Annotated in this window: 22 protein-coding genes; 5 read left to right on the top strand and 17 right to left on the bottom strand. The window is 64.0% G+C overall.

Annotation, left to right across the window (positions count from 1 at the left end):
• Window positions 1–79: 79 nt before the first annotated feature.
• Both ABWK72_RS21750 and ABWK72_RS21755 read right to left on the bottom strand, forming a co-directional pair.
• On the bottom strand, window positions 80–916 hold the full coding sequence (locus ABWK72_RS21750; RefSeq protein ID WP_367871682.1) for a hypothetical protein: 837 nt from the start codon (window positions 914–916) through the stop codon (window positions 80–82).
• Entirely contained in the window at window positions 913–1,641 is a 729-nt protein-coding gene (locus tag ABWK72_RS21755) for a hypothetical protein (protein ID WP_367871683.1), read from the bottom strand. Before ABWK72_RS21755 ends, ABWK72_RS21750 begins: the two co-directional genes overlap by 4 nt.
• A gap of 290 nt (window positions 1,642–1,931) precedes the next feature.
• Here ABWK72_RS21755 and ABWK72_RS21760 point away from each other — a divergent pair, with 290 nt between their 5' ends.
• The gene (locus ABWK72_RS21760; RefSeq protein WP_367871684.1) at window positions 1,932–2,201 is read left to right on the top strand and encodes a hypothetical protein; all 270 of its coding nucleotides are present in this window, start codon (window positions 1,932–1,934) and stop codon (window positions 2,199–2,201) included.
• A 175-nt stretch (window positions 2,202–2,376) separates the two neighbouring features.
• Here the strand turns inward: ABWK72_RS21760 and ABWK72_RS21765 are convergent, their stop codons facing one another.
• The 8 genes from ABWK72_RS21765 to ABWK72_RS21800 all read right to left on the bottom strand — a co-directional run bounded on the left by ABWK72_RS21765 (window position 2,377) and on the right by ABWK72_RS21800 (window position 10,317).
• Window positions 2,377–3,657 (bottom strand): hypothetical protein, encoded by a 1,281-nt coding sequence (locus ABWK72_RS21765; protein ID WP_367871685.1) that lies wholly within the window; start codon window positions 3,655–3,657, stop codon window positions 2,377–2,379.
• Window positions 3,654–5,651, bottom strand: coding sequence for an RNA polymerase sigma factor (locus tag ABWK72_RS21770; RefSeq protein ID WP_367871686.1), 1,998 nt, complete (start codon window positions 5,649–5,651; stop codon window positions 3,654–3,656). Before ABWK72_RS21770 ends, ABWK72_RS21765 begins: the two co-directional genes overlap by 4 nt.
• A 317-nt stretch (window positions 5,652–5,968) precedes the next feature.
• Window positions 5,969–6,679, bottom strand: coding sequence for an isoprenyl transferase (locus tag ABWK72_RS21775; protein ID WP_367871687.1), 711 nt, complete (start codon window positions 6,677–6,679; stop codon window positions 5,969–5,971).
• A 141-nt stretch (window positions 6,680–6,820) separates the two neighbouring features.
• Complete coding sequence (locus ABWK72_RS21780) at window positions 6,821–8,092, bottom strand: adenylosuccinate synthase (RefSeq protein ID WP_367875367.1); 1,272 nt, start codon at window positions 8,090–8,092, stop codon at window positions 6,821–6,823.
• Between the two features lie 34 nt (window positions 8,093–8,126).
• Window positions 8,127–8,339 carry a DUF433 domain-containing protein gene (locus ABWK72_RS21785; RefSeq protein ID WP_367871688.1) on the bottom strand — a complete coding sequence of 71 codons (213 nt, stop codon included), beginning with the start codon at window positions 8,337–8,339 and terminating at the stop codon, window positions 8,127–8,129.
• Window positions 8,340–8,344: 5 nt separating this feature from the next.
• Window positions 8,345–9,484: a glutamine-hydrolyzing carbamoyl-phosphate synthase small subunit gene (gene carA, locus ABWK72_RS21790; RefSeq protein WP_367871689.1), complete on the bottom strand. Its 1,140-nt coding sequence runs from the start codon at window positions 9,482–9,484 to the stop codon at window positions 8,345–8,347.
• A 99-nt stretch (window positions 9,485–9,583) separates the two neighbouring features.
• The gene (locus tag ABWK72_RS21795) at window positions 9,584–10,012 is read right to left on the bottom strand and encodes a TA system VapC family ribonuclease toxin (protein WP_367871690.1); all 429 of its coding nucleotides are present in this window, start codon (window positions 10,010–10,012) and stop codon (window positions 9,584–9,586) included.
• Between the two features lie 2 nt (window positions 10,013–10,014).
• The gene (locus ABWK72_RS21800; RefSeq protein ID WP_367871691.1) at window positions 10,015–10,317 is read right to left on the bottom strand and encodes a hypothetical protein; all 303 of its coding nucleotides are present in this window, start codon (window positions 10,315–10,317) and stop codon (window positions 10,015–10,017) included.
• Between the two features lie 121 nt (window positions 10,318–10,438).
• On the opposite strand from ABWK72_RS21800, the gene ABWK72_RS21805 reads away from it, so the two are divergent.
• Window positions 10,439–10,834 (top strand): hypothetical protein, encoded by a 396-nt coding sequence (locus tag ABWK72_RS21805; protein WP_367871692.1) that lies wholly within the window; start codon window positions 10,439–10,441, stop codon window positions 10,832–10,834.
• Here ABWK72_RS21805 and ABWK72_RS21810 read toward each other — a convergent pair.
• Window positions 10,831–11,673, bottom strand: a complete 843-nt coding sequence (locus tag ABWK72_RS21810; protein ID WP_367871693.1) for a lysophospholipid acyltransferase family protein — start codon at window positions 11,671–11,673, stop codon at window positions 10,831–10,833. The two genes, ABWK72_RS21805 and ABWK72_RS21810, sit on opposite strands and share 4 nt — an antisense overlap.
• A 114-nt stretch (window positions 11,674–11,787) precedes the next feature.
• Between ABWK72_RS21810 and ABWK72_RS21815 the strand changes: the two genes are divergently transcribed.
• Complete coding sequence (locus tag ABWK72_RS21815) at window positions 11,788–12,204, top strand: 3-hydroxyacyl-ACP dehydratase FabZ family protein (protein WP_367871694.1); 417 nt, start codon at window positions 11,788–11,790, stop codon at window positions 12,202–12,204.
• Window positions 12,205–12,216: 12 nt separating this feature from the next.
• On the opposite strand, the gene ABWK72_RS21820 is transcribed toward ABWK72_RS21815, so the two are convergent.
• Genes ABWK72_RS21820 through ABWK72_RS21830 form a run of 3 tightly spaced genes read right to left on the bottom strand, consistent with a single transcriptional unit; the run spans window position 12,217 to window position 14,086 of the window.
• Complete coding sequence (locus ABWK72_RS21820; RefSeq protein WP_367871695.1) at window positions 12,217–13,455, bottom strand: AMP-binding protein; 1,239 nt, start codon at window positions 13,453–13,455, stop codon at window positions 12,217–12,219.
• Window positions 13,456–13,463: 8 nt separating this feature from the next.
• Entirely contained in the window at window positions 13,464–13,856 is a 393-nt protein-coding gene (locus ABWK72_RS21825) for a type II toxin-antitoxin system VapC family toxin (protein ID WP_367871696.1), read from the bottom strand.
• A complete protein-coding gene (locus tag ABWK72_RS21830; RefSeq protein WP_367871697.1) occupies window positions 13,847–14,086 on the bottom strand; it encodes an antitoxin VapB family protein in 240 nt (79 codons plus the stop codon). Before ABWK72_RS21830 ends, ABWK72_RS21825 begins: the two co-directional genes overlap by 10 nt.
• 192 nt (window positions 14,087–14,278) lie before the next feature.
• Here ABWK72_RS21830 and ABWK72_RS21835 point away from each other — a divergent pair, with 192 nt between their 5' ends.
• The gene (locus ABWK72_RS21835; RefSeq protein ID WP_367871698.1) at window positions 14,279–15,637 is read left to right on the top strand and encodes a hypothetical protein; all 1,359 of its coding nucleotides are present in this window, start codon (window positions 14,279–14,281) and stop codon (window positions 15,635–15,637) included.
• Window positions 15,634–16,896, top strand: a complete 1,263-nt coding sequence (locus ABWK72_RS21840; RefSeq protein ID WP_367871699.1) for a hypothetical protein — start codon at window positions 15,634–15,636, stop codon at window positions 16,894–16,896. The genes ABWK72_RS21835 and ABWK72_RS21840 overlap by 4 nt, the downstream gene beginning before the upstream one ends.
• Before the next feature lie 214 nt (window positions 16,897–17,110).
• On the opposite strand, the gene ABWK72_RS21845 is transcribed toward ABWK72_RS21840, so the two are convergent.
• The 3 genes from ABWK72_RS21845 to ABWK72_RS21855 are packed head-to-tail and all read right to left on the bottom strand — an operon-like array spanning window position 17,111 to window position 20,546.
• The gene (locus ABWK72_RS21845) at window positions 17,111–19,753 is read right to left on the bottom strand and encodes a hypothetical protein (RefSeq protein ID WP_367871700.1); all 2,643 of its coding nucleotides are present in this window, start codon (window positions 19,751–19,753) and stop codon (window positions 17,111–17,113) included.
• Window positions 19,750–20,175, bottom strand: a complete 426-nt coding sequence (locus ABWK72_RS21850) for a PadR family transcriptional regulator (protein WP_367871701.1) — start codon at window positions 20,173–20,175, stop codon at window positions 19,750–19,752. The genes ABWK72_RS21845 and ABWK72_RS21850 overlap by 4 nt, the downstream gene beginning before the upstream one ends.
• Window positions 20,172–20,546 (bottom strand): hypothetical protein, encoded by a 375-nt coding sequence (locus ABWK72_RS21855; protein WP_367871702.1) that lies wholly within the window; start codon window positions 20,544–20,546, stop codon window positions 20,172–20,174. Before ABWK72_RS21855 ends, ABWK72_RS21850 begins: the two co-directional genes overlap by 4 nt.
• Between the last annotated feature and the right edge of the window lie 2 nt (window positions 20,547–20,548).

The raw sequence follows: 20,548 nt of genomic DNA on the forward strand, positions 1-20,548 counted from the left end.
GATCTCGAAGCGTTCATTCCGCACGAAGGGCTCTCGATTCCGCAGTTTTCCGGGACATGCAAAAGGCCGGGGCGAGACGTCAAATCGGCGGGAAAGCGGCAAGCAGACGCTGCTTATGCGCCCGAGGGAAAAATAGCTCCAAGAGATAGGCGGAACTCACTGCCGCCATCATGGCAATACAGACGGCGGCGGCGATCCAAGTCGCCGGTCCGACGAAATCCCGCCAGGAGTGGGCTCTTACAGGAATCGGTCGCTCGTGGATGATCAAGGGCTCTTCGGTCAACACGCACCCTGTCACTGTCATCAAGGAATTGAGAATGTTCTGCCGTTCCGCTTCCATTTCGGTGAGCTCCCGTGTCGCTTGCAGTTGCCATTCGACACTGGCGGAGGATCTGGCGATTTCAACCTGCTTGGCGTGAATCGCCGCTCCGAGCTCATCCACCTTTGCCTCCCTTGGCTTTACCGCGTCGAAGAACATCCGGTCCTGCAGCTCCCGAGCGTGTTTAGCGGAGCGATCCATCAAGGCGTCGCAAATGGCGACGGTGCGGAAGGTCTTTCTGCCTTTGACCGTGATTTCAACCAGCGTGGTTCTTGGAATGGGCTCGACCTCGATCATCGGCCGCAGCCTGCCGATACACTCCTCTTTCGTGCCCCAGTCGCCGAGCAGGAAGGCGTCGATGCTTGCCGCTCCGAGGACTTCATCGGAGAGAATAATATCTCGAATCTTTTCAAGGCTTGGCCACCCGTTCCGGGCGTTGTTCTGAAAAACACCAGTCGCCTGATCGCGCTTGAGGTATTTCCGCCACTCGACTGCCGTCCCGATCAGCAATGCGGCGAGCGGCAAGAGCCAGAAGAGCTGCCTCCAGCGCATCACCACGAAGGAAAGTTGCCAGCGGCGATGGTGAGGATCGCTCATGGGTCCGGAGATTCCTGTGTTTCATCGATGGCTCGCCGCCGGCCGGGAAGCAGCCGTTCCAGAACGTAAGCCAGCGCCAATGCGGCCACGATGCTCCAGCCGATCCACAGGACCCCCCGGGTGGCGATCCCTAGAAAGTCACGCTTCAACCATTTGGGCGCGGCCTGCGGCAGCTCCCGGATGTAGTCCCGACCACCGGGTAGGAGCGGAGCCTGCTTCTCAATCAACTCGAGACTTACCTGCTCAAATTCCGCGTGGATCTGCTTGAGCTGAGATCGGTCGGCTGCCGCGGTTCGATCGGTCGGGCTACCGGCGGGGTCCGGAGTTGATCCGAGGATCTCCGCCTTTTTTTCGTGCACGGCCCGGATCAGCTCGGCGCGGCGCTCTTTGACCTTTTGATACGCCTTCTCGTGGGCGGCGAGATCGATCTCTCCGGCCCGCTTGGCAAGATCGCGGATCAACGCCTTGCAGATCTGGTCCGTGCGGGAGGTCTTCTTCCCTTTGATCCTGATCTCGGCGAGCGGAGTTCCGGAAACCGGGTCGACCATGATCAGCGGACGGATTTCTGCGATGCTCTCTTCTTTCGTTTCCGAGCCGGAAAGCAAGTTGGCGTCGGATACTACGGTTCCCAAGACTTCATCCGAAAGCGCGAGCTCGCGAAATCCACGGAGGCCTGCGCCCGACGAAGATGCAGAACCTGCCAGCCACTCGGGGTGCAATTGCATGACTCCGATCGTCTGGAAACGCTTGCGGTATTCTTTCCACTCCAGAGCGGTCCCGATCAGCAGTGCCAGAAGCGGCAGGACCCAGAAGAGATGCCGCCATCTCCGAACCACGAAGGAGAGGTGCCAGCGGTGGAGGTGTGGCATATTCATCGGCGGCCTCCTCGCGGTGGTAGAAGAATGGGGGCGATGCCAGGCATTGGCAAGACCGCCTTCCGTCCGTTTCTCCGGAAAGATTCGCTCCATCAGATAGGTCCTGAAAGCGAGCGGCGGGCACGACCGGGCGGAACGATGTGATCAGCTCGCCGAACACCTACAGCCTCTACAGCCTTTCGCAGGTGCAGGTCCTCAACATCGGCGTGCCGCTGCTGGCGAAGGATCCGGGCACCGGCAAGTTCAAGCTCACCATGGGTGTGCAGAAGTCACCCAACCTCACCGCACCCTTCCTCGCCTTCCCGATGAACGGTGCCGGCACCGCCACCACCATCAACGGCGCGGGCAAGCTGGAGTTCCAGTTCTCTTCACCGGACAACGCCGCCTTCTTCCGCATCGAGTCCCATTAGCCGTGGCCATCGGCGGGGCAGTGCCTCCGCGCTCCCAGGCGCTGACGCGTTAGCCCCGCACCTTGGCATGTGGGTAGCGGAACGGCTGCGGCGCTCCGGTGGCGGGAGTCCTGTCATGGAGCGCCCGGAGTCTTCCGGGGTGGATTCCCCCAGCCGGAACGCCGCAGCCGTTCCGCTACTCCGCCAGGCCATTATCCACCGCGAAGCGTTCCGAAGCCTCCGGATCCTTCGCTTGCCATGAGGTGTAGATCGCCTTGAAGAGCTCCTCGCGCTGCGGGCTGGCGGGCAAGGTCGCGGCGCGGCGGGCGGCCTCTTCGGGAGCGGCATCGCGGATGCGGCCGGCGTGCTCGCGGACGAGCTCGTTCTTCACCTCGCCGGCCGGATACTGGTCCAGCCACCGGCCGACGGCGCGATAGTCCACGAGCGACCATGACTGCAGATATTTCCTGGCCGGGTGCGTCTCGTCCAAGCTGCCGCCGATCTTGGCAAACCAGTCCGCCCACTTCTCCGGAACATCGAGTTCCGAAAAGGTCGACAGATTGCGCGCGGTCTCGAGTTTTTCCGTGGCGCTCAATTCGCCATCCACCAATGCCGTGACATCGTTGAAGCTCCAGACCTTGAGCTTTGCGGGAAGCTCGTTGAGGTAGGCGGCGCGGATCTTTTCCAGCAGGGGATTGCCGGGAGACTTTTCCGCGGCGCGGCGTAGGGCGGCGAGGTAGCTGGCGTGCTCGCGTTCGTCGGCCAGCGTGACGACGGTCTCCGCCGCCAGCTTGTTGATCTCCTTCGCATCCGGGACGGCGGGCAGGATGGAGAGTGCGAGATCCACGCCGCGATCCGGGTCCGCACGGAACAGGGCCTGGATGGCCTGCCGCCGGAGATTGGAATCGGCCGTCAAGGGATTGTCCTTGCCGAGTTCCGTCTCGAACCATCGCGCGGCGGTCGCGGGATCTTCGGCCAGCCATTGCCCGAAGGCGGAAGAAAGCAGGTTCCCGTTAGAGGCCAGCCCGGGCATGTCTTGCATCAGCGCGATTGCCTTCGCCGGCTGCTCCTGCATCAGGAGGGAAGCAAAAAAGATCTCGAAGTCCTGCCTGTATTGCGGCGGGAGATCGGGGTGCTTCTTCAGTGCCTCGATCAAACGAACGAGGCTTGAGACTTCCCACATCCGGGTGGCGAGGAAGAACCGCTCCCGTTTATCCTGAGTATAGTCGTCGGAGCGAGCGATGGCGAGGAAGGCCGCCTCGGCCTCCGGGAACAGGGCTGTGCTTTCCTCGCGGCTCAGCGGCGGATCTGCTGCCGGAGGCGGCACCGATCGAGCTGTCGACTGCGGGTTCGCGGACGACCTCTCCAGGGAGCGGGTCTCCTCCTTCAGCGCGGCGAGTGTCCGGTGCTGGTAAATGGCCGTGCCACAGGCCAAGGCAACTGCCGCGACCGGAATGATGAAGTGCTTGGCTGTCACGGAGCAGAATAGACTTTGGCCTTGGCGTTCAGGCGATTGATGGTCTCTTGCCTGAGTTCGGGATTCTCGATCCGGCCCGCAAGCTCGAGGGCTTCGGCGAAGTGGCTGGAGAGATCGGTCTGCCCGGTAAGCATCCAGAATACATGCGACTCGGGTAGGGCGGATCCGGCGCGCACCTTGGTCAACAGATCGGCGGCCTCTTGAAAGCCGGCCCGATCGGCGGCGGTTCGGGCCTCGGCAATGATTTCCTGCCCGCGGCCCGGAACGAGTTCCTCAAGACATCCGATGATGCCGGGGTCCAAGGGGACCGGATTGCCGTAGTGCCAGCGATTCATGCGCGACCGGCCGAACTCCATCTGGACCACCGACCGGGCGAGGGTTGCCGTTTCCGTTGGACTCGCCCCGGCACCCGCCAGCACTTGCGTCAGACTTTTCCAGTCGGTGCCCGACCCGAGCTTGGCGACCATTTGTTCCTGTTCTTCCCTCGGGACGATATCGCGCACGATCTGCAAGTAGGGGGCCAACCAATCGCCCGGAAGCGCATCGCGCATATTGGCGAGGCACAAATTTTGAATGGTTTTTTCGATCAATTGCAAGCGCTCGGCTTCGGGCAGATCTCCCAAATAGGACGCCGCATGAGACGCAGTGGAAATGATCAAGCCATGTACGAGATAAGTTTCCAGGCGTTCCCGCCCGTTAGGCGAGTCAAGGCCGGTAAAATTGGAGGGGCGGGAGTTGAGCTTGGGTAGATCTTTCGCGCCGCGGAACCAGGCTATGGCGGCTGCGGGATCCTTCCCAGCCCACCCGGAGAGTGTGGTATCCACGCCGGTCTCGAAGATGATATCCGCCAGCACAGGACCCTCCGGCAGACCCGCCACCGCGGCCGCTACGCCGAGCCCGGGATCGCTCTCGGAAATCGTGGCGAGCAAGGCTCCGGTCAGATGGACCTTCTTCTCCTTGCCCAGGGGCGCGGCTCCGGTCTTGCGGATCAGGCTGGCGAGCGTGTCCTTGTCCAGTGCCTTCAACTTGGCATAAAAGCGGCGTTGGGTTTCACCGCCGATCCGCTCGGCGTCCGCCTGCTCCTTCGCCAGTACCATGATGTCGAGGCTGCCGGAAGTGGTGGCGGTCGAGGCGTGCAGGGCGTTGCGGGAATCACCGGATCCGGAAGTCTTGTTAGAGAGGACGAGGGAGTCGCGGAGCGATTGGAGGCGGGTCCTCTCCCCGGCGATGGCGAACTGCTGGAGCACCAGAGGCGAGGCGAGCAGCAGCAGCGCGAGCGGGACGATGACTTTGGATTTCGACGCGAGCATGGCGGTGAGGGAGAAGGCGAAGGGAGTGGTTGAACCTGCGATGGCGAAGCTGCTGGCGGAGTGGACAAGCGCCTCCGGGACGGCTTTCGCGGTCTGGGTCGCGAGTCCCGCTCCGAGCGCGGTCACGGAGAGGGCGATGCCCTTCGTGCGCAGGATGCGGGAAAGCTTTTCGAGCGCGCGCTGCGATTGCTTCTGGATCGCGGTCAGGTTCTTGCCCAGGCGCTCCGCGATGCGGGGGAAGGGATGGCCCTCGAAGTAATGCAGCAGGATGATGCGGCGGTCGGCCTCGGGCAGCTTGTCCAGCGCGAGGTCGAGATGGGGCAGCGCCTCGCACCATGCGGGGTCGGTGAAATTGGCGTCGGCATCGGCAGCGGTTTCATCCTGGCCCTGCTGTTTGCGCCGCTGGTAGGAGGATTCCGCACGCATGGCTTTGGAGGCTTCGTAGAGGGTGGCGCGGTGGAGCCAGCCGGGCAGGCACCCGGGTTCCTTGGCCAGCGTGCCGGACTTCCGGGCCATGGCCAGCAGGACGTTCTGGCAGATCTCCTCGGCCAGCGGTCGGTTCCCGGTGCGGCGCAGGGCGGTGTGGAAGACCAGGCCGAGATGGCGCTTCGCGAGCAGACGGAAGGCATCCTCGTCGCGATCGGTCGCGAACGATTGGAGGAGCTGGCCGTCGGTGTCCTTCATGGGTGTTTTCAGAGTAGAACACCGGGCCGGAGGGAGGCGTGGACAATTATTTGCAGAGCTTTGGGAAAAAGCACGGGCGTCACGGGCTCATGCCGGTGGCACGGACGGCTCTTCCCCTGGGAGCGCGGAGCCACTGGCCCGCAGAACAATCCCTTGTCGCCCCGGCAGTTCACGCGATGCGTATAGATACCGCCATCGCTTCACTGCGTGCGTTCCCCACAACCGGAACCGCTTGGACCTCTCTGCGGGCCGGTGGCTCCGCGCTCCCAGCGGTAGAGCCGTCCTTGAAGCGCCGCGGCTGTCGAATCCCGACACCCTTACAATCCCCCGAACCTGCGATGCCGCCTCGCATACTCCTGCGCCGCTTCGAAGAGATCCGCCTGACGGAAATCGGGCCAGAATTTCTTGAAGATGACGATCTCCGAGTAGCTGATCTGCCAGAGCAGGAAATTCGAAACGCGCAGTTCGCCGGAGGTGCGGACGAGCAGGTCGGGATCCGGGATATCCGCGGTGTAGAGGCGGGAGGCGAAGGTCGCGATGTCGATCTTCGCGGGATCGAGCCGGCCGGCCGCGGCATCGGTGGCGAGCGAGCGGGCAGCCTCGACGATCTCCTCCCGCGCGCCGTACGAGAGGGCTGGTACCAGCGTCAGCGAGGTATTGCCGGAGGTGCGCTGGATCGCCTTGTCGAGCTTGCGGCGGGTCTTTTCCGGCAGGCGGTCGAGGTGGCCGATGGCGGTGAGCCGGACGTTCTGCTTCATCATCTCCTCCGCCTTTTCCTCCAGGAAGCGCTCGAGCAGGGTCATCAGGGCGATGACTTCCGCGGCGGGGCGGTTCCAGTTCTCGGAGGAGAAGGCGTAGAGCGTGAGGTATTTCACGCCGAGCTCCTTGCAGGCCTCGACGCACTCCCGCACCGATTCCGCGCCGGCGCGGTGGCCCTCGCGGCGCGGCAGGCCGCGTTCCTTCGCCCAGCGTCCATTGCCATCCATGATGATGGCGATGTGGTTCGGGACGTCGGAGGTGGAGGACATCGTGGGGAGTGGTAGCGGGGCGGGGGAACTAAACATGAACGGGGCCAAGTTCAGAGCCAGTGAATGAAACTCCGGTGAGCCTTTCCTGAAAAACGGAGCAGGACCGCGCGAAATTTCGGTGACGATCCTGCGGCTATTTTTTCAAGCGACCAGAGTCTGGGCGCGGTCCGGGCCGACGCCCACGAATTTCACCGGCGTGTCGCAGAGTTCGCTGAGGCGCTTCAGGTAGGCCTGCGCGTTTTTCGGGAGATCCGAGTAGGCGGTGCTGGCGGTGGTGTCCTGCTGCCAGCCCGGGAGTTCCTCGTAAACCGGGACGGCGCGGTCCCAGGCGTGGCGGTCGGCCGGTGGCAATTCGTGGATTGTGCCATCGATGTCGTAGCCGGTGCAAATACGGAGGGTCTCGTAGTTGTCGAGTCCGTCGACATTGGTTACCGCGAGTCCGGTCACGCCATTGACCATGCAGCCGTGGCGCAGGAGCACCGCATCCAGCCAGCCGCAGCCGCGCGGGCGGCCGGAGACGACCCCGAATTCGCGGCCGAGACCATGCAGGTATTCGGACAAGCCTTCATCCACCGTCGGGAAGGGACCGGAGCCGACGCGGGTCGTGTAGGCCTTGCAGACGCCGATCACTTGCTGGATCGCCGTTGGCGGCAGGCCGGTACCGGTGCAGGAGCCGCCGGAGGTCGTGTTCGAAGAAGTAACGAAGGGATAGGTCCCGAAATCGACATCGAGCAGCGTGCCCTGGGCACCTTCGAAGAGGATCGTCTTGCCGGCCTTCCATGCCTTGTGAAGTACCGCGATGGTATTCGCGACGTGCGGGCGGAGCCGGGCGAAGGCCGCCAAGACCTCGTCCGCCTGCTGCGTGGCATCGAAGGTCGGCAGGCCGAATTTCTCCAGCACTTCATTCGCCTCGGCGGTGCGGTGGCCGACCATCTCGCGGAAGTAAGGCTCATCCAGCAGGTCCGCGATGCGCAGGCCGCAGCGGTTGATCTTGTCCGCATAGGTCGGGCCGATGCCGCGCTTGGTGGTGCCGATCTTGCGGTCGCCCAGGGCGGCCTCGCGGGCGGCATCCAGTTCCTTGTGCAGCGGCAGGACCACGTGTGCGCGGTCCGAAATCAGCAGCTTCTCCGGCGTGATGGAAACGCCCTGCGCCTCCACCCGCTCGATCTCCGCGAGCAGGCCCACGGGGTCCACGACCACGCCGTTGCCGATCACGTTGACCTTGCCATCCCACAGGATCCCGGAAGGCAGCAGGTTGAGGATGTAGCGCACCCCCTTCGCGATCACCGTATGCCCCGCATTGTTCCCGCCCTGACCGCGCACGACGACGTCCGCGGATTCGGTGAGGTAATCGACGATCTTGCCTTTTCCTTCGTCTCCCCACTGGAGACCGCTGACGATGGTGTTCATTATTTTTTAACCGCGAATGGAAGCGTGTGAAAGGGAATCAGGAATCGTCGGTCTCGGGGATCAAGGCATGCCGCGCCTCATTCAATGCAGCGAGCGCCTGCTCATGACTGACCGAGGGAAAGTCATCGAGAAACTCGGCCAAGGGACTGCCGCCGGCCAGATAGTCAAAGAGCGTCGATGCTGGCACCCGGGTGCCACGAAACACGGGTATTCCACCCATGGTCTCGGGGTCGCGGATGATTTCGCTCACTGGGCTTATTTCGTCTGGTCGATCAACGCCGCGAACTCCTCGAAGAAGTAGCTCGCGTCGTGCGGGCCGGGGGCGGCTTCCGGGTGATACTGGACGGAGAAGACCGGCATCTCCTTGTGGCGGATGCCTTCCACGGTGTCGTCGTTGAGATTCAGGTGGGTCACCTCAACGTTGGATGGCAGCGAATCGGGATCGACCGCGAAGCCGTGGTTCTGGGCGGTGATCGAGATCCGGCCGCTGCGCAGGTCCTTCACCGGCTGGTTCCCGCCGCGGTGGCCGAACTTCAGCTTGTAGGTGGTGCCGCCGAAGACGTGGCCGAGGATCTGATTGCCCAGGCAGATGCCGAAGACCGGCTTCTTGCCGATCAGCTTCTTGATCTCCTCGTGGATGTAGCCGAGTGCCGCCGGGTCGCCGGGGCCGTTCGAGAGGAAGATGCCGTCCGGATTCTTCGCCAGCACGGACTCGGCGGAGGCGCGGGAATTTACCACGTCGACCTCGAAGCCCGCCTGGCGCAGGCGGCGCAGGATATTCCACTTGATCCCGAAATCGAAGGCGACGATGCGGTGCCGCACCGGCGGCAGCTCGAGATAGGTCTCAAGCTGGTTGGCGGAGGCATTCGGCAGCGCGAAGCGGCGCGAATCGTCCAGCCACTCGTAGCCTTTTTCGGTGGAGACTTCGTGGACGTAGTCCATGCCTTCCATCGAGGGGGACGCCAGGGCCGTCTTGATCGCGGCCTCCGAATCGAGTTCGGTGGTCAGGCAGGCACGCATCGCCCCGCGGGAACGCAGGTGCTTGGTCAGCGCGCGGGTATCGACGTGTTCGATGCCGACCACGCCGTGCTCCGTGAAGTAATCCGGCAGGGACATCCGCGAGCGCCAGTTCGAGGCGACCGGCGACAGCTCGCCGATGACGAAGCCGCGGACGTGCGGGCCGGCGGATTCGGCGTCCTCCGGGTTGATCCCGTAGTTCCCGATCTGCGGGTAGGTCATCGCGACGATCTGGCCGCGGTAGGAGGGATCGGTGATGACCTCCTGGTACCCGGTCATCGAGGTATTGAAGCAAATTTCCCCGGTGGTGGTTCCGGAGGCTCCGAAGGCACGGCCTTCGAAAAGGCGGCCGTCTTCAAGGGCGAGTATGGCTTTCATGGGCACGGGACAGGCGCGCCGGGTAGGCGGCCCGTGCGGCGCGCGGACGGTAGGGGAGGGCCGGGCCGACTCACAAGCGGAATCCGGATGGTATTTTCCTCAGGGTGCCAAGTGCAGGAACTGGAGGCCCGGGAACTTGCCGAAATCCGAGTCGAAAGAGACCACCCGGCAGCCGTTCTCCATCGCCAGCGCGGCGATCCAAGCGTCGGTCCAGAGCTTGCCGGTGAAGAAGGGCTCCATAGCCCAAGATCCGATGCGCGATCGGACAGTGGATGAATCGGGAATGAAACCGACGTCTGAAAGCAGCGAAAGTTGGCTATATTTCTCAGAAACTCTTCGCGGCGTAAAAGGTCTGCCGTCCATTGGCCCGTTTAGCGTTAGGATTCTCAACATTCCCATCATAGTGGCGCTACAGAATGCGGCCTGCTCGGCGCGTTCGCTTTGCCAGTAAGTTTGGGCACGTGAATGGTGAGGGTGGCCGTCGTAGGACAAGGCCACCCAGACATTTACATCGGGGAGATCTATCATCCTCAAGGAGTGTCTCCGAAGAGGCTTCCTTTGACCGCCGACAGGTCATATCCGCTTCGCTCCAAATCTTCCCTGAAGAAGATTTCTTCGATCTCGGCATTGGTGAGGGCTGGCATCAGGGCTCTTCCTTCTCTCCGCAGAGGCTCCGGCAGCGGACTCCTTACCACTACCTTTTCCACTGGCTTCTCGTATAAGCCCTTCTCCACAAATCTTTTAACAAGCTCCTTCAGCGTCACTCCATCCCGTGCTGCCTTGGTCTTCAGGTCGCGGAAAACGGGGTCAGGTAAATCCAATGTCGTTCTCACCCGCGCATCTTCGCATCAATATGCGAAAACGTCAAGCCGACCCCTTCCGACGCTGCGGCGAAAGCTTTGACGATTTCCGATTCGGGTTCATGGTTTTCCCGTGGCACGGGGGCTCCATCCAGTGATCAAGGCCGGCCTGCTCGCGCCCTTGGTGATTATCCCCATTAGTTCGCTCATCGCGGTCCCGCTATGCGTTTTGCAGGGAGCGCCAAAAGAAGCCGTCATCTTTGTCTTCCTCTATGCCGGGTATGGCCTGCCGATCGCCTATGCCGCCCTGCTGGGGGTGGGATTGCCCGGCTACTTGATCGCGACTTGGTTCGACGCCGTGAACTACCCGGTGGCTCTGTTCACGGCTGCTTTGGCCTGTGTGATTGCCGGTTTGGCCATGACCGGGGGGTCGTTTAACCTTTTAGGTTCCTTGATCCTGTTCGCCTTCGGAGGGCCGATCGCAGCGCTCTTTGTCCGGATCGTCCGCAGAGGTCTTGCGAAGCGAACGGCGGCGGAATTGGTCATTTAGCCCGGCTCCGCCACCTGACGCCGCAGCTTGTGGGCCCGGGAGAGATTCCGGGCGTACACCTCCTCCAGCCGCGTGGTGAATTCGTGGGCAGTCTCGCCCGCTTGGATCCGCACCGGTTCGCCGAGCTCGAAGCTCAGGCGGATCGGGAGTTCCGGGCGTTTCCACAGCGGCCAGCCCTTTTCGAGGAAGCGGGTATTGCTGCGGATGAAGACCGGACGCACCGCCGCGCCCGAGTGCTTGGCGATCAAGGCGCAGCCGCCGCGGAGGGGATTGATCCAGCGCGCGTCATGCTTGGTCCGTGTCCCTTCCGGGAAAAGCAGGAGTTGCCCGCCGCCTTGGAGCGCTTCGGCCGCCGACTTTACCATTCTACGGGAGGAGCCGTTCGGAATGTAGCCTGCCAGCCGCGCGCCGCCGCCGAGGAAGGGGTTCGCCAGGATCGCCTCCTTCATGATGCAGATCGGCTGCGGCAGCTTGGAAATCACGAAAACCGCGTCCCATAGCGAGGTGTGGTTCGGCGCGATGATCACCGGCTCGTGCTCGTCCTTCAGGGCGTCCAGCGTGCTCAGGTCGACATGCACCAGGCCGGTCACCCGCAGGTATTTCACGAAGACCCTGAATGCGCGGTGGAGCATCCCGCGGCCCAGCTTCTTGGCCGTGGCGCAGGGCAGGACCACGATCAACGGCAGAGAAATCACCGTGAACAGCAGCCCGACGACCGCCCAGTAAACGAAGCCCCCGAGCGTCGCCAGCAAATCGAGTGGAACCCGCCAACCGCGTTTCGGCGCGGCGGGAATCACGGCTGGCGCAGCGCGCAAGCTCTGGCTCTCGGCGGGTGGCATGGAAGGGACGCTGTCATTCTAACGGCTAGGGGCGCCGGGGTCGATTCAAATCTACATTGCAAAATCGCGCATGTGGCCTTGCCAGAACGGCTTGGCCCGGGATGGATCGGGGCCATGACCGATCCCCTCGCCGCGCTACCCCACGGCCCGGAATTCCGCTTTGTGGACTCCCTCGATACCCTCAATCCCGGCAAATCCGCGAGCGCCCGCTACCTCGTGCGGGGCGATGAAGGCTTCCTCGCCGGCCATTTCCCGGGGGATCCGCTGATGCCCGGCGTGATCCTGATCGAAGCGATCGCCCAGCTCGGCGGCGTCGTGGCCCAGAGCGACCCGGAGATCCCGCCGCTCGGAAACCTTCTGCTCACCGGCGTGCGCGGAGCGAAGATCCTCGGTGCCGCCCGTCCGGGTGAGACCCTCACGATCCGCGCCGAGGTGGAAGGCCGCCTCGGCGGGATGATCCAGATTTCCGGCGAGGTCACGGTCGGCGACCGCAGCCTCGCCAGCGCGAAGATCATGCTGAGCGGGCAGTGAATCTGGCAGTCCCTACCTCCCGAACCGCGCCTTCAGTTCCGCCCTGCTCATCTTCCACAGCGGCTCCTCCGCATCGCTCACCCAATGCCGTGGACACTCCCAGCCCGCGAGCTTCGCCAGCACCGCCTGGCGCAGTTCCTCCAGCGAGCCGCCCTTCAACTCGACCAGCGCGGTGATCTCCTCGACCCGTTCCGGATCCTGCGCCGGGACCCCGAAGACCCTTGCCCGCAGCACCAGCCCGGTCGCCATCAGGACTGCCTCGACCTTCGCCGGCCCGATCTTCCGACCCGCCACATTGATCGATTCCGCGCCGCTGCTGCCCAGCGCCAGCCTGCCCTCTGAAATGCTCCCATAGTCCTGCGTGAGGAAGCATCCTTCTCCGAGAATTTCGCCGTCCCGCGTCTCCGTGTAGCCGCTCGCCACGGCACTGCTGGCCACCAGGAATCGCCCGGACTCGTGAACGTTCACGGTCACCCCGTCCAGTGGCGATCCGAGGTCGCTCGCACAAGCGCGCGGCACGCTTGTGGCATCGAAGGAAATCCCGCCACACTCGCTGGCCCCGTAGAAATTGTGCAGCTTCAGCCCGCAGCTCCCGAAGACCGCCGTCTCCAATTCCAGCGATAGCGGCGCGCCTGCCGAGACCGCCAGCGCGATCGGCGCCCCCACCAGAATCCCGGAGCGATGCCAGGCCCGCCAGATCGATGGCACCGCCGGCACCACCAGTCGATCATGCGCGGCGAAGGCCTCCGCGACCACGCGCGGGAAGGGGACTTCCACCGCATGCACCGGCACCCCGTGGAGCAGCAGCGGCAGCATGATACTGGAAAAGCCGTACGAATGCGTGACCGAGACCGCCGCCAGATTCGGCACTGCGTGGCTCAGGCCCATCGCTGCTACCAATCGGTCGCCATCCGCCGCGATTTGCTCCGCGGTGAAGAAGACCGCCCGCGGCTTCCCGGCGATGCCCGGCGTGAGCTTGAGATGCGCAGTGCCCGCAGGCATCGCCGCGGGCAACTCCGGCTCTGCCGCATCCTTCTCCAGCGGCAGCACCGGCTGGCTGTCGCGCCATCCGCGCAGGACCGCCACCGCCACCTCCGGCACCCCGCCGCTGGCCAGCACAGGTTCGTGCGCCCGCGTCATCTTCTCCAAGCGGTCCGCCAGATCACCGAAGGTCCAGGTGTCCGCGCCATCGATCACCGCGATCCGGTCGCGATGATTGCCCAGGGTTTCCAGCCAGCGGGAGTAGAGCATTCCGGGACTCAATAGGAGATCACGCTGAGTCCGGGCACTCGTCGAAACTCGCTCACATTGTTGGTCACCACCGGCAGCGAATGAACGAGTGCCGTCGCAGCGATCCACAGATCGTTGGTGCCGATCATTTTCCCATTCACCTGCAAATGGCGGAAGATTTCGCCATAAGCCCAGGATATCTCGGGACTCCACGGGATGACCGCGAAAGGCCTGCACAAGACCTCCCAATCGGCTTGTGCCGAGACGGAACGACCGCAGGCAAGTTCTCCGGCGATGGTAAAAGTGATCTGGAAGTGCTCATTCGCATGACTCTTCAAGAAGGCATGGGCCGATCCCGGCGATTTGCGGCGACGGTCGCGATCCAAAGTGATGACGAAATTCGAATCGAGAATCAGCGCCATGGATCGTCTGGGGGAGGATCATGTTGTAGGGCTTTCTCCAACGATTCCAAATAGGCCGCGGAGGCACCCGTACCTTGAGCCGAGAAATAGGCTAGCAGTTCGGTTCCCGTCGGCCCGGGCTCGTCAAAACGAAGTCGTCTCACCACGGCGGAGAAAGATTCGCCGGGTTTCTTCGCTTCGCGGAGCTTTTCGTAGGCGTCCAGCTCCAAGGTAATCGTCTTGGTCGCCATGCACGAATCATGCATGGGAAGGATCCGTGCGTCAAATCCCTGCTGTGTGCGCGGCACGAGATCGAATAAAGCGGATATCGACCGAATACTCGGATCCGCCCATCCCCCGGAAACCCTTCCGACCAGATTTTCCGGAGAATTCACATCCATTCCCCTCCCTCCGTGGTTTTAAATCCCTGACACTGCATTGCCATGCGCCGCCTCGCCCTGATCCTCCTCCTCATCGTCACCCACGGCTTAGCCGTGTGGTGGGGCATGGCGGGGGATTCCAGGGCCCAGCCCTCCCCGGCGGCGGCATCGCCGGTGCGCGAAGACGGGCCGCTCGATCTCGCCAAGCTGCTCGAACCGGAGCCGGCGAAGCCCGCGCCACCCCCGGTCGTGTCTTGGAAAGACCAGATGGATGCCGCGCTGCTGGCATTGCCGGGGGATGCCGACTTGGAAGCCCTCGCCTCGAAGCCCGGTTCGAAGCCCGGCTCGCTTGAGGCGACCGCCGCCTTCTGCCGCTGGATGGAACTCGATCCTCTCGCCGCGCTGCGCTTCAGCGTGAGCGCCCCTGAGGCCCGCGACGGGCGCTGCAGCGAGGGCATCCGCCGCTATCTGGCCAGCCATGGCCACGAAGAAGTGAACCGCCTTGTCACCAGCGTTTCCGAGGCGACGCCTGTGGTGCTCGATATCGCTACCAGGGCTGCGGTGGAGAAAGGCCAGACAGAAGTCTTCGCCCTCGCGAGCGCGATGAGCCGGTCCGGGGATGCTTTCAACGTGCTCCATTTCGGCACCCGCTCGCTCGACGGGCTTCAGGAGAAGTTGCCCGCCATCCGCGCGATGTTGGATGAGCGTGGCGCGCGCGAGTATCTCGGCTCGCTGAGCCGTTGCGAGGGGGCTGACGCTTTGTTAGACGCGGCGGCTGCCGCGGGCTTCTCCGAGGAGGCGATCGCTCACTTCGAAAAATATTGGGCGATTGCCGAAGCGGATAGGGCGAAGAAGCGCGAGGCGGAGAGCCTGACCTTGGCGGATCGGATTCGCGCGGGCCAGTTCGGGAACTCGAGCCGTCTTGAGACCGGGGATGTGAGCTTGGAGAATGGAGTCCCCGAGTTTGAAAACTGGTGCGAGGACTTCGCCGACCAACGTCTCGATGGCGCGACGATCATGCAAAGCCTGCGGACTGCGCTGGGCAATCCGCAGGACGTGGACGCCCAAATGCGGGAACTCCTCTTCAACCGGCTCTACCCGATGAATCCGGACGCCGCGATCGAGTGGATCAAGGCGGAAGAGCCGGATTGGCAGGCGGTGGTCCAGAAAGCCAGACCTCACCCCAGCCGCTGGAACATCGATCTGCAACTGATGAAAATCTCCCCGGAGGCAGTCTGGCGCGCTACCGAAGGCATGAGCCCGGAGGAGCAGGAAGCCAGCGGGATGCTTGGGAACCTGAAGGAAAGTTACCGCATTTGGAATCAGGAGGATCCCCGTGGCTGCATGACTGCGGTGGAGCGCCTGCCTGCGGGTCCCCTCAAGGAGCGCCTGAAGCAGTCTTTGGAAGGAGGCCGGCGATGAAGGGACGGACCTTCACGTGGTTCGCAGTGCTGGTGGCCAGCCATGTGGCAGCCTTCCTGCTCGCCCGCCGGCATGCCGATGAAGTCGCCGTGGCTCCTACGCCTGGGATCGTCGGCACGGATGACGTCGCGGCGAGGAGAAGCCCGGGCCGCGGGAGTGAGCGGACCGCGCATGCCCGGCTCTGGCAGAAGCTGCTGGATTCGGATCTCTCTCGTGCGGACTTCGAACTCGCCCGCAAGCGTTTGCTCGCGGACTGGATGAAGCACGATCTCGGTGCCGTCCTCGATCTGCTCTGGGGGCCGGATGCTTCCCCCGCAATGATCGGTGCCGGGATCGAGGGCCTCGGCGACGAGATCCTTCGCCAGCAGGAGCAGGTCCTGGCGTGGATCAACGAGGGCCGTTTCGGTTCGCATCGTGGGGAGATCTTCGGTCGCTGGTATCACGCGCTCTACGACGCCGGAAAATATCAGCCGATCTTCGCCGCGCTGCCGGGAATCACCGAGAAGGAGCGCAAGTGGGCAATGCGTGATCTCTCCCAGCGTGGTGCCGGTAATCCGGAGATCCTGAAGTCGATCCGCGAGGCGCTCGGGACTTGGTATCGCGAAGGCCAGGGGCGGGAAGGCGTGATCTTGGGCTATACCTACAACGTCGTGAAGAATGCCGGCGGCGATCCCGCGGTGATCTTCGCGACCGAGACCGATCCCGCGATCCGTGGCAAGCTAGCCAGCGATTGGATGCAACTTCGTCTCGGCTATCCGGCCACGGCCGACCGTCTGGGAGAAGTCCTCGAACTTCCCGAGGATGTCAGACCGAAGGCCCTCGCACAGGTGATGGGCGGCTTCGATGACTTGGGCATCGCCGGCGTGAAGCCCGCGCTCGAAGAGATGAACCGTCACGCGATGTGGGGCGAACTGGCCTGCCCGGCCACCCTGACCGCGGTCCGCCTTTCCGCCGCGAAGGAATGGCAGACCGGCGGCAGCGAAACTCTCGCCAGCGTGATGGAGATCACCGATCCCGCCACGCGGGTACTGCTCATGCAAACCGCCGGTGCCGCCTCGGTGCCGGACAGCGCGGGCCCGGAGGTCTACGGCCGCGTCCTCGAAGCCGTGCCCGCAGGCCCCGAACGGGATGCCTGCCTCGCGGGGATGATCCGCTATTTGGGCAAGAAGCAGAATCTGGATCTCGCGCGCCAGGGCCTGGCCCGGATCGGCGATACGGAGTTGCAGGCTTCCTTGGCGAAGGAGATCCCCGGGCTCTAACAAAGGTGGCTTGAAAGGTGGTCCGAACAGTCCTCTGTGCGGTCGAGTGGTACCTGACGGCCGCCATAAGAGGAAGGATCGGAATTGCCTTGGGAGCTTAGGGTCGCGGTGACGAGTCGGGCTGTTAGGGACCGTTCAACCGCACAGAGGACTGTGCGGACCACCTTTCAGCAGCGGCCAGGAAGGCGCGGGGGATCTACTGCGGATCTCGTAGTCAGGCGGCAGCGTCTCCATGGTAGCGCCTCCTCCTCATCAATCCCGCCGCCGCTGAAATCATCAGCAACAACGATGTGGAAGCCTCGGGCACTCCCGGGATCTGCGGCGCGGCATTCGCATCCACCGGGGTCAGGCCGTGGCGGTCGTATTGCTCCTTGGTCTCGAGCACCACCGCGCCGGAGACGTTGGTCACGAGTTGATACTTCGCGGCCAGCGCGGGGCGGTCGGTCTCCGGAACCTCGGAGCGCGGCGACTCGACGGCATCGATCGCCCACTGTCGCGCGAGATGATCCCACACCGGCTGGCCGAGATCGGCGGGCGGCTGCGGGCTGCGCTTCCAGTGCCAGCCGGCTTCCTCATGCTCGGAGCCCAGCAGCGTCAGGAAGTCGTAGAGGTCCTTCTGCGGCTCGTGCAGGGCAGGGCCGCGCTTGAGCGAGCCGCTGCGTTGCAGTGCTTCCGCCAGCCGGTTCGGGCCGCTGGCCGCCATCACGGTGTGGATCGAGGGCCGGCGGGTGCCGCGCTCGATCAATTGGATCAGCGCTTCCGCCTGGGCCAGGCCCACGGCTTGCGGGCCATGCAGCCACACGATCTCATCCACTTCACCGGCTTTCGCCCGGCGGACGGCTTCGCGCAGCGCCGGTTCATTGTCGCGGCCGCCGCTGAAGTCGTAATCCTTCAACTCGGTCTGGCTGACGGTCCGCGCGCTGTCGTCTGCCAGCAGCATGCGGACTTCGCCGGGAGGGAATTTCTCCAAGGTTTTCAAGATCCACGGCTTCGCCTCCGCCATCGTGGCGGAGCCGTCGATCACCAGCAGGATCTTGCCCGCCGGCTTGCGGGAAGGATGCGGTTCGCGGACCAGGTAGCGCTCGTAGGCTGCGGCGAACTTGTCCTCGCACCAGACGCTCGATCTGCTGTCCTTGTCCTTCATCCGCACCGCCGTCGGCCCGGTCATCGCGGCCAGCGGCTCGAGGCTGGCGGAGAGCGAGAAGCCATCACCATCCCGCACCGCGCCGCGCTGCTCCGTGCCGGGCGTGACCAGATCGAAGCCGGCATCCCCCTGCACCCACAGCGCGTGCTCGAGATGGTCGCTGGTGGCGAAGTTCCGCTCCAGGATCCGTGGCAGTTCCCACATCCCGCCATCGAGTGGTGCGGTGATGCCGAAGCGGATCTTCATCTCGCCCTGCGCCGGCACCGGGAAGCACTGCACCAGCACCGTGTCCGGCCCACACATCGTCACCAGCACCGGATCGCGGCGCTGCACCACGGCGATTTCCTTGTAAGCGGCCTTTACCTTGGCGATCGAGCTGAAGGCAGCTTCACGCGGCTCGCCATTGATCCACAGCGTCAGGCGCGAGACCCGGCCATCGCGCGGCAGCAGCACCTGGCAGCGCGCCTCCTTCGCCTCGCGGCCGCTGTTCTTGAAAACCATCGTCCACTCGCCGTAGCCGATCCGCGAGCGCGCATCGACATGGCCATCGAAGCGCGACTCCGCGAGATCGAGATTCTTCACCCGCACCGCCACCTGGTCGCCGCCCAGGTGCTCGTCGAATTCCATCTCGTTGAAGGCGCTCGATCGACCACGGCCGAAGCCACCCTCCCTCACCATCCGCGGCGGCTTCACCGAATTGAAAGGCTCGCCGGTCACGCGGAAGAAGACATCCCGCACCTTCTCCGAATCCGGAGTTTCGAAATCCGAGCGATTGCCCAGCATCATCACCGGCACCTGCCAGCCGCGCATGCACCAGCCGGAGATGTCCGTGGCCATCGAGGTCCCGCGGTTCCCCTCGTAGCAGGCCAGCAGCAGGGCGCGCTCCGAGCGGAAGGTCCGCAGGCGCGCGACCGCCGCCTGCTGATCCTTTCCACCATGGGCTGCCTCCTGCAGATTCGCCCGCGTCCAGACGCCCGGAGCTTCTAACAGGAACAGCGCCAGCAGTGCGAAACCGATGCCTGCCAGCCGCCCGCGGCGGAAGAGCGGTGCATCGTTTGACGCCGCCGCCGCCGTCCGCCCGATCTTCCAGGTGATGTAGCCGGCCATCACCGGCATCAGCGAGACCAGGCCCAGCCCGAAGAAGACCAGCGCAATCACCGATGCGGGAATCAGCGGCACGAAAAGCAGCGCATAGAAAATCGCGATCACCACCGCGAAGCCGCTCGCGATCCCCTTCGTCCGCTCCGAGCCGCGCCGCGCCCCGAGCAACAGCCAGGCATTGATCAGCGGCACCGCCAGCACCAGCAGCGCATGCCACCAGGTCGCCACCGGATCGAAGAACACGCTGCCGCAAAAGGGCACGATGATCTCGAACAGGGTGACTCCCACGGGCAAGATCACCCCCCAGAACCAGCGCCAGGTTTGCCAAGGCTTGCGCTCCTCCATCCGGGCCTCTGCTGGCAATGGCAGAGGCCGCGGCACGGGCCGGTAAGGCTCCACCGGTTGGTAGCCCGCATCGAGGTGGCTCAGGATGCCTTCGAGTTGCATCAGGCCGATGCTCTCGGACTGGTCCTTCTCCGCCTCCTCGTGGATGTGGCTCAGCAGGTCGGATCTCAGCTCGACCGCTTCTTCACTGGTGAAGCCCTCGCGGCGGACCCGCTCGTCGAGGTAATCCGCCAGTCGTTTCTCGGCTTGGTTCGTCCACGTTTTCATCGGGGGATCGGAGGTTTGCGCTCTCGCGATTCAATCGGTTCTTTCGGAAGGGGTGGTGAAGGCACGGTGAAATCGGCGAGCTTGGCCACGCCCTTCGTCATCTCGTTGAAATAGGCCTGCATCTCCGCCGCCAGCGCGCTGCCCGCGGCGGTCAGGCGGTAGTACTTGCGCGCCGGGCCCTCGCTCGATTCCTCCAGACGGGTCGAGACCAGGCCCTGCTTCTTCAGCCGCGAGAGCAGGGGATAGATCGATCCTTCCGCCACGCCCACGCCGGGGATCGCCACCAGCGATTTCACCAGCGCGTAGCCGTAGCATTCGCCGCCCGCCAGACCCTTCAGGATGCACAGGTCGAGTACGCCCTTCCGCATCTGGACGGTCCAGTTCTCGAAGAGTTCCCCTGCCGCCGGATCGAGACCGCTCATCGCCGGTCCTCCATTTCCAGCGGCAGGTAGGGAGGATTCCCGGGCTGCTGGCCCTGGGCCAGGTCGAAGCTCCGGCGCTTGCCATCGCCGCCCACGATGAAGAGGCGGCTGCCGTCCTCGCTGAAGGTCATCTTGCAGCTCTTCCAGCGCATCGCCTCGTGGTCGATGTAGTAGCACTGCCACTCGCCCTCTGTGCGGCGCGCGTAGAGCCGCACCGTGTAGGGCTCGCTGAAGTCGTCCCAGCCGTTCCATCGCTGCGATACCACGCATGCGGTCCCGTCCGGGCTGGTGCCGCTCGCCACGACCCCGCTGCGCCACGGCTGAATGGCGAGATTGATGAAAAGCACGACGGCGCAGACGAGGGTTTGCATGG

Origin of the sequence: Luteolibacter sp. Populi (genome assembly GCF_040801775.1) — a bacterium.
GTDB lineage: Bacteria > Verrucomicrobiota > Verrucomicrobiia > Verrucomicrobiales > Akkermansiaceae > Haloferula.

Bases quoted from the DNA above. Each gene is read 5' to 3' on its own strand.
- ABWK72_RS21750 (WP_367871682.1), bottom strand. From the start codon at position 916: ATGAGCGATCCTCACCATCGCCGCTGGCAACTTTCCTTCGTGGTGATG.
- ABWK72_RS21755 (WP_367871683.1), bottom strand. From the start codon at position 1,641: ATGCAATTGCACCCCGAGTGGCTGGCAGGTTCTGCATCTTCGTCGGGC.
- ABWK72_RS21770 (WP_367871686.1), bottom strand. From the start codon at position 5,651: ATGAAGGACACCGACGGCCAGCTCCTCCAATCGTTCGCGACCGATCGC.
- ABWK72_RS21775 (WP_367871687.1), bottom strand. From the start codon at position 6,679: ATGTCCTCCACCTCCGACGTCCCGAACCACATCGCCATCATCATGGAT.
- carA (WP_367871689.1), bottom strand. From the start codon at position 9,484: ATGAAAGCCATACTCGCCCTTGAAGACGGCCGCCTTTTCGAAGGCCGT.
- ABWK72_RS21795 (WP_367871690.1), bottom strand. From the start codon at position 10,012: ATGATAGATCTCCCCGATGTAAATGTCTGGGTGGCCTTGTCCTACGAC.
- ABWK72_RS21810 (WP_367871693.1), bottom strand. From the start codon at position 11,673: ATGCCACCCGCCGAGAGCCAGAGCTTGCGCGCTGCGCCAGCCGTGATT.
- ABWK72_RS21815 (WP_367871694.1), top strand. From the start codon at position 11,788: ATGACCGATCCCCTCGCCGCGCTACCCCACGGCCCGGAATTCCGCTTT.
- ABWK72_RS21820 (WP_367871695.1), bottom strand. From the start codon at position 13,455: ATGCTCTACTCCCGCTGGCTGGAAACCCTGGGCAATCATCGCGACCGG.
- ABWK72_RS21825 (WP_367871696.1), bottom strand. From the start codon at position 13,856: ATGGCGCTGATTCTCGATTCGAATTTCGTCATCACTTTGGATCGCGAC.
- ABWK72_RS21830 (WP_367871697.1), bottom strand. From the start codon at position 14,086: ATGGCGACCAAGACGATTACCTTGGAGCTGGACGCCTACGAAAAGCTC.
- ABWK72_RS21835 (WP_367871698.1), top strand. From the start codon at position 14,279: ATGCGCCGCCTCGCCCTGATCCTCCTCCTCATCGTCACCCACGGCTTA.
- ABWK72_RS21840 (WP_367871699.1), top strand. From the start codon at position 15,634: ATGAAGGGACGGACCTTCACGTGGTTCGCAGTGCTGGTGGCCAGCCAT.
- ABWK72_RS21845 (WP_367871700.1), bottom strand. From the start codon at position 19,753: ATGAAAACGTGGACGAACCAAGCCGAGAAACGACTGGCGGATTACCTC.
- ABWK72_RS21850 (WP_367871701.1), bottom strand. From the start codon at position 20,175: ATGAGCGGTCTCGATCCGGCGGCAGGGGAACTCTTCGAGAACTGGACC.
- ABWK72_RS21855 (WP_367871702.1), bottom strand. From the start codon at position 20,546: ATGCAAACCCTCGTCTGCGCCGTCGTGCTTTTCATCAATCTCGCCATT.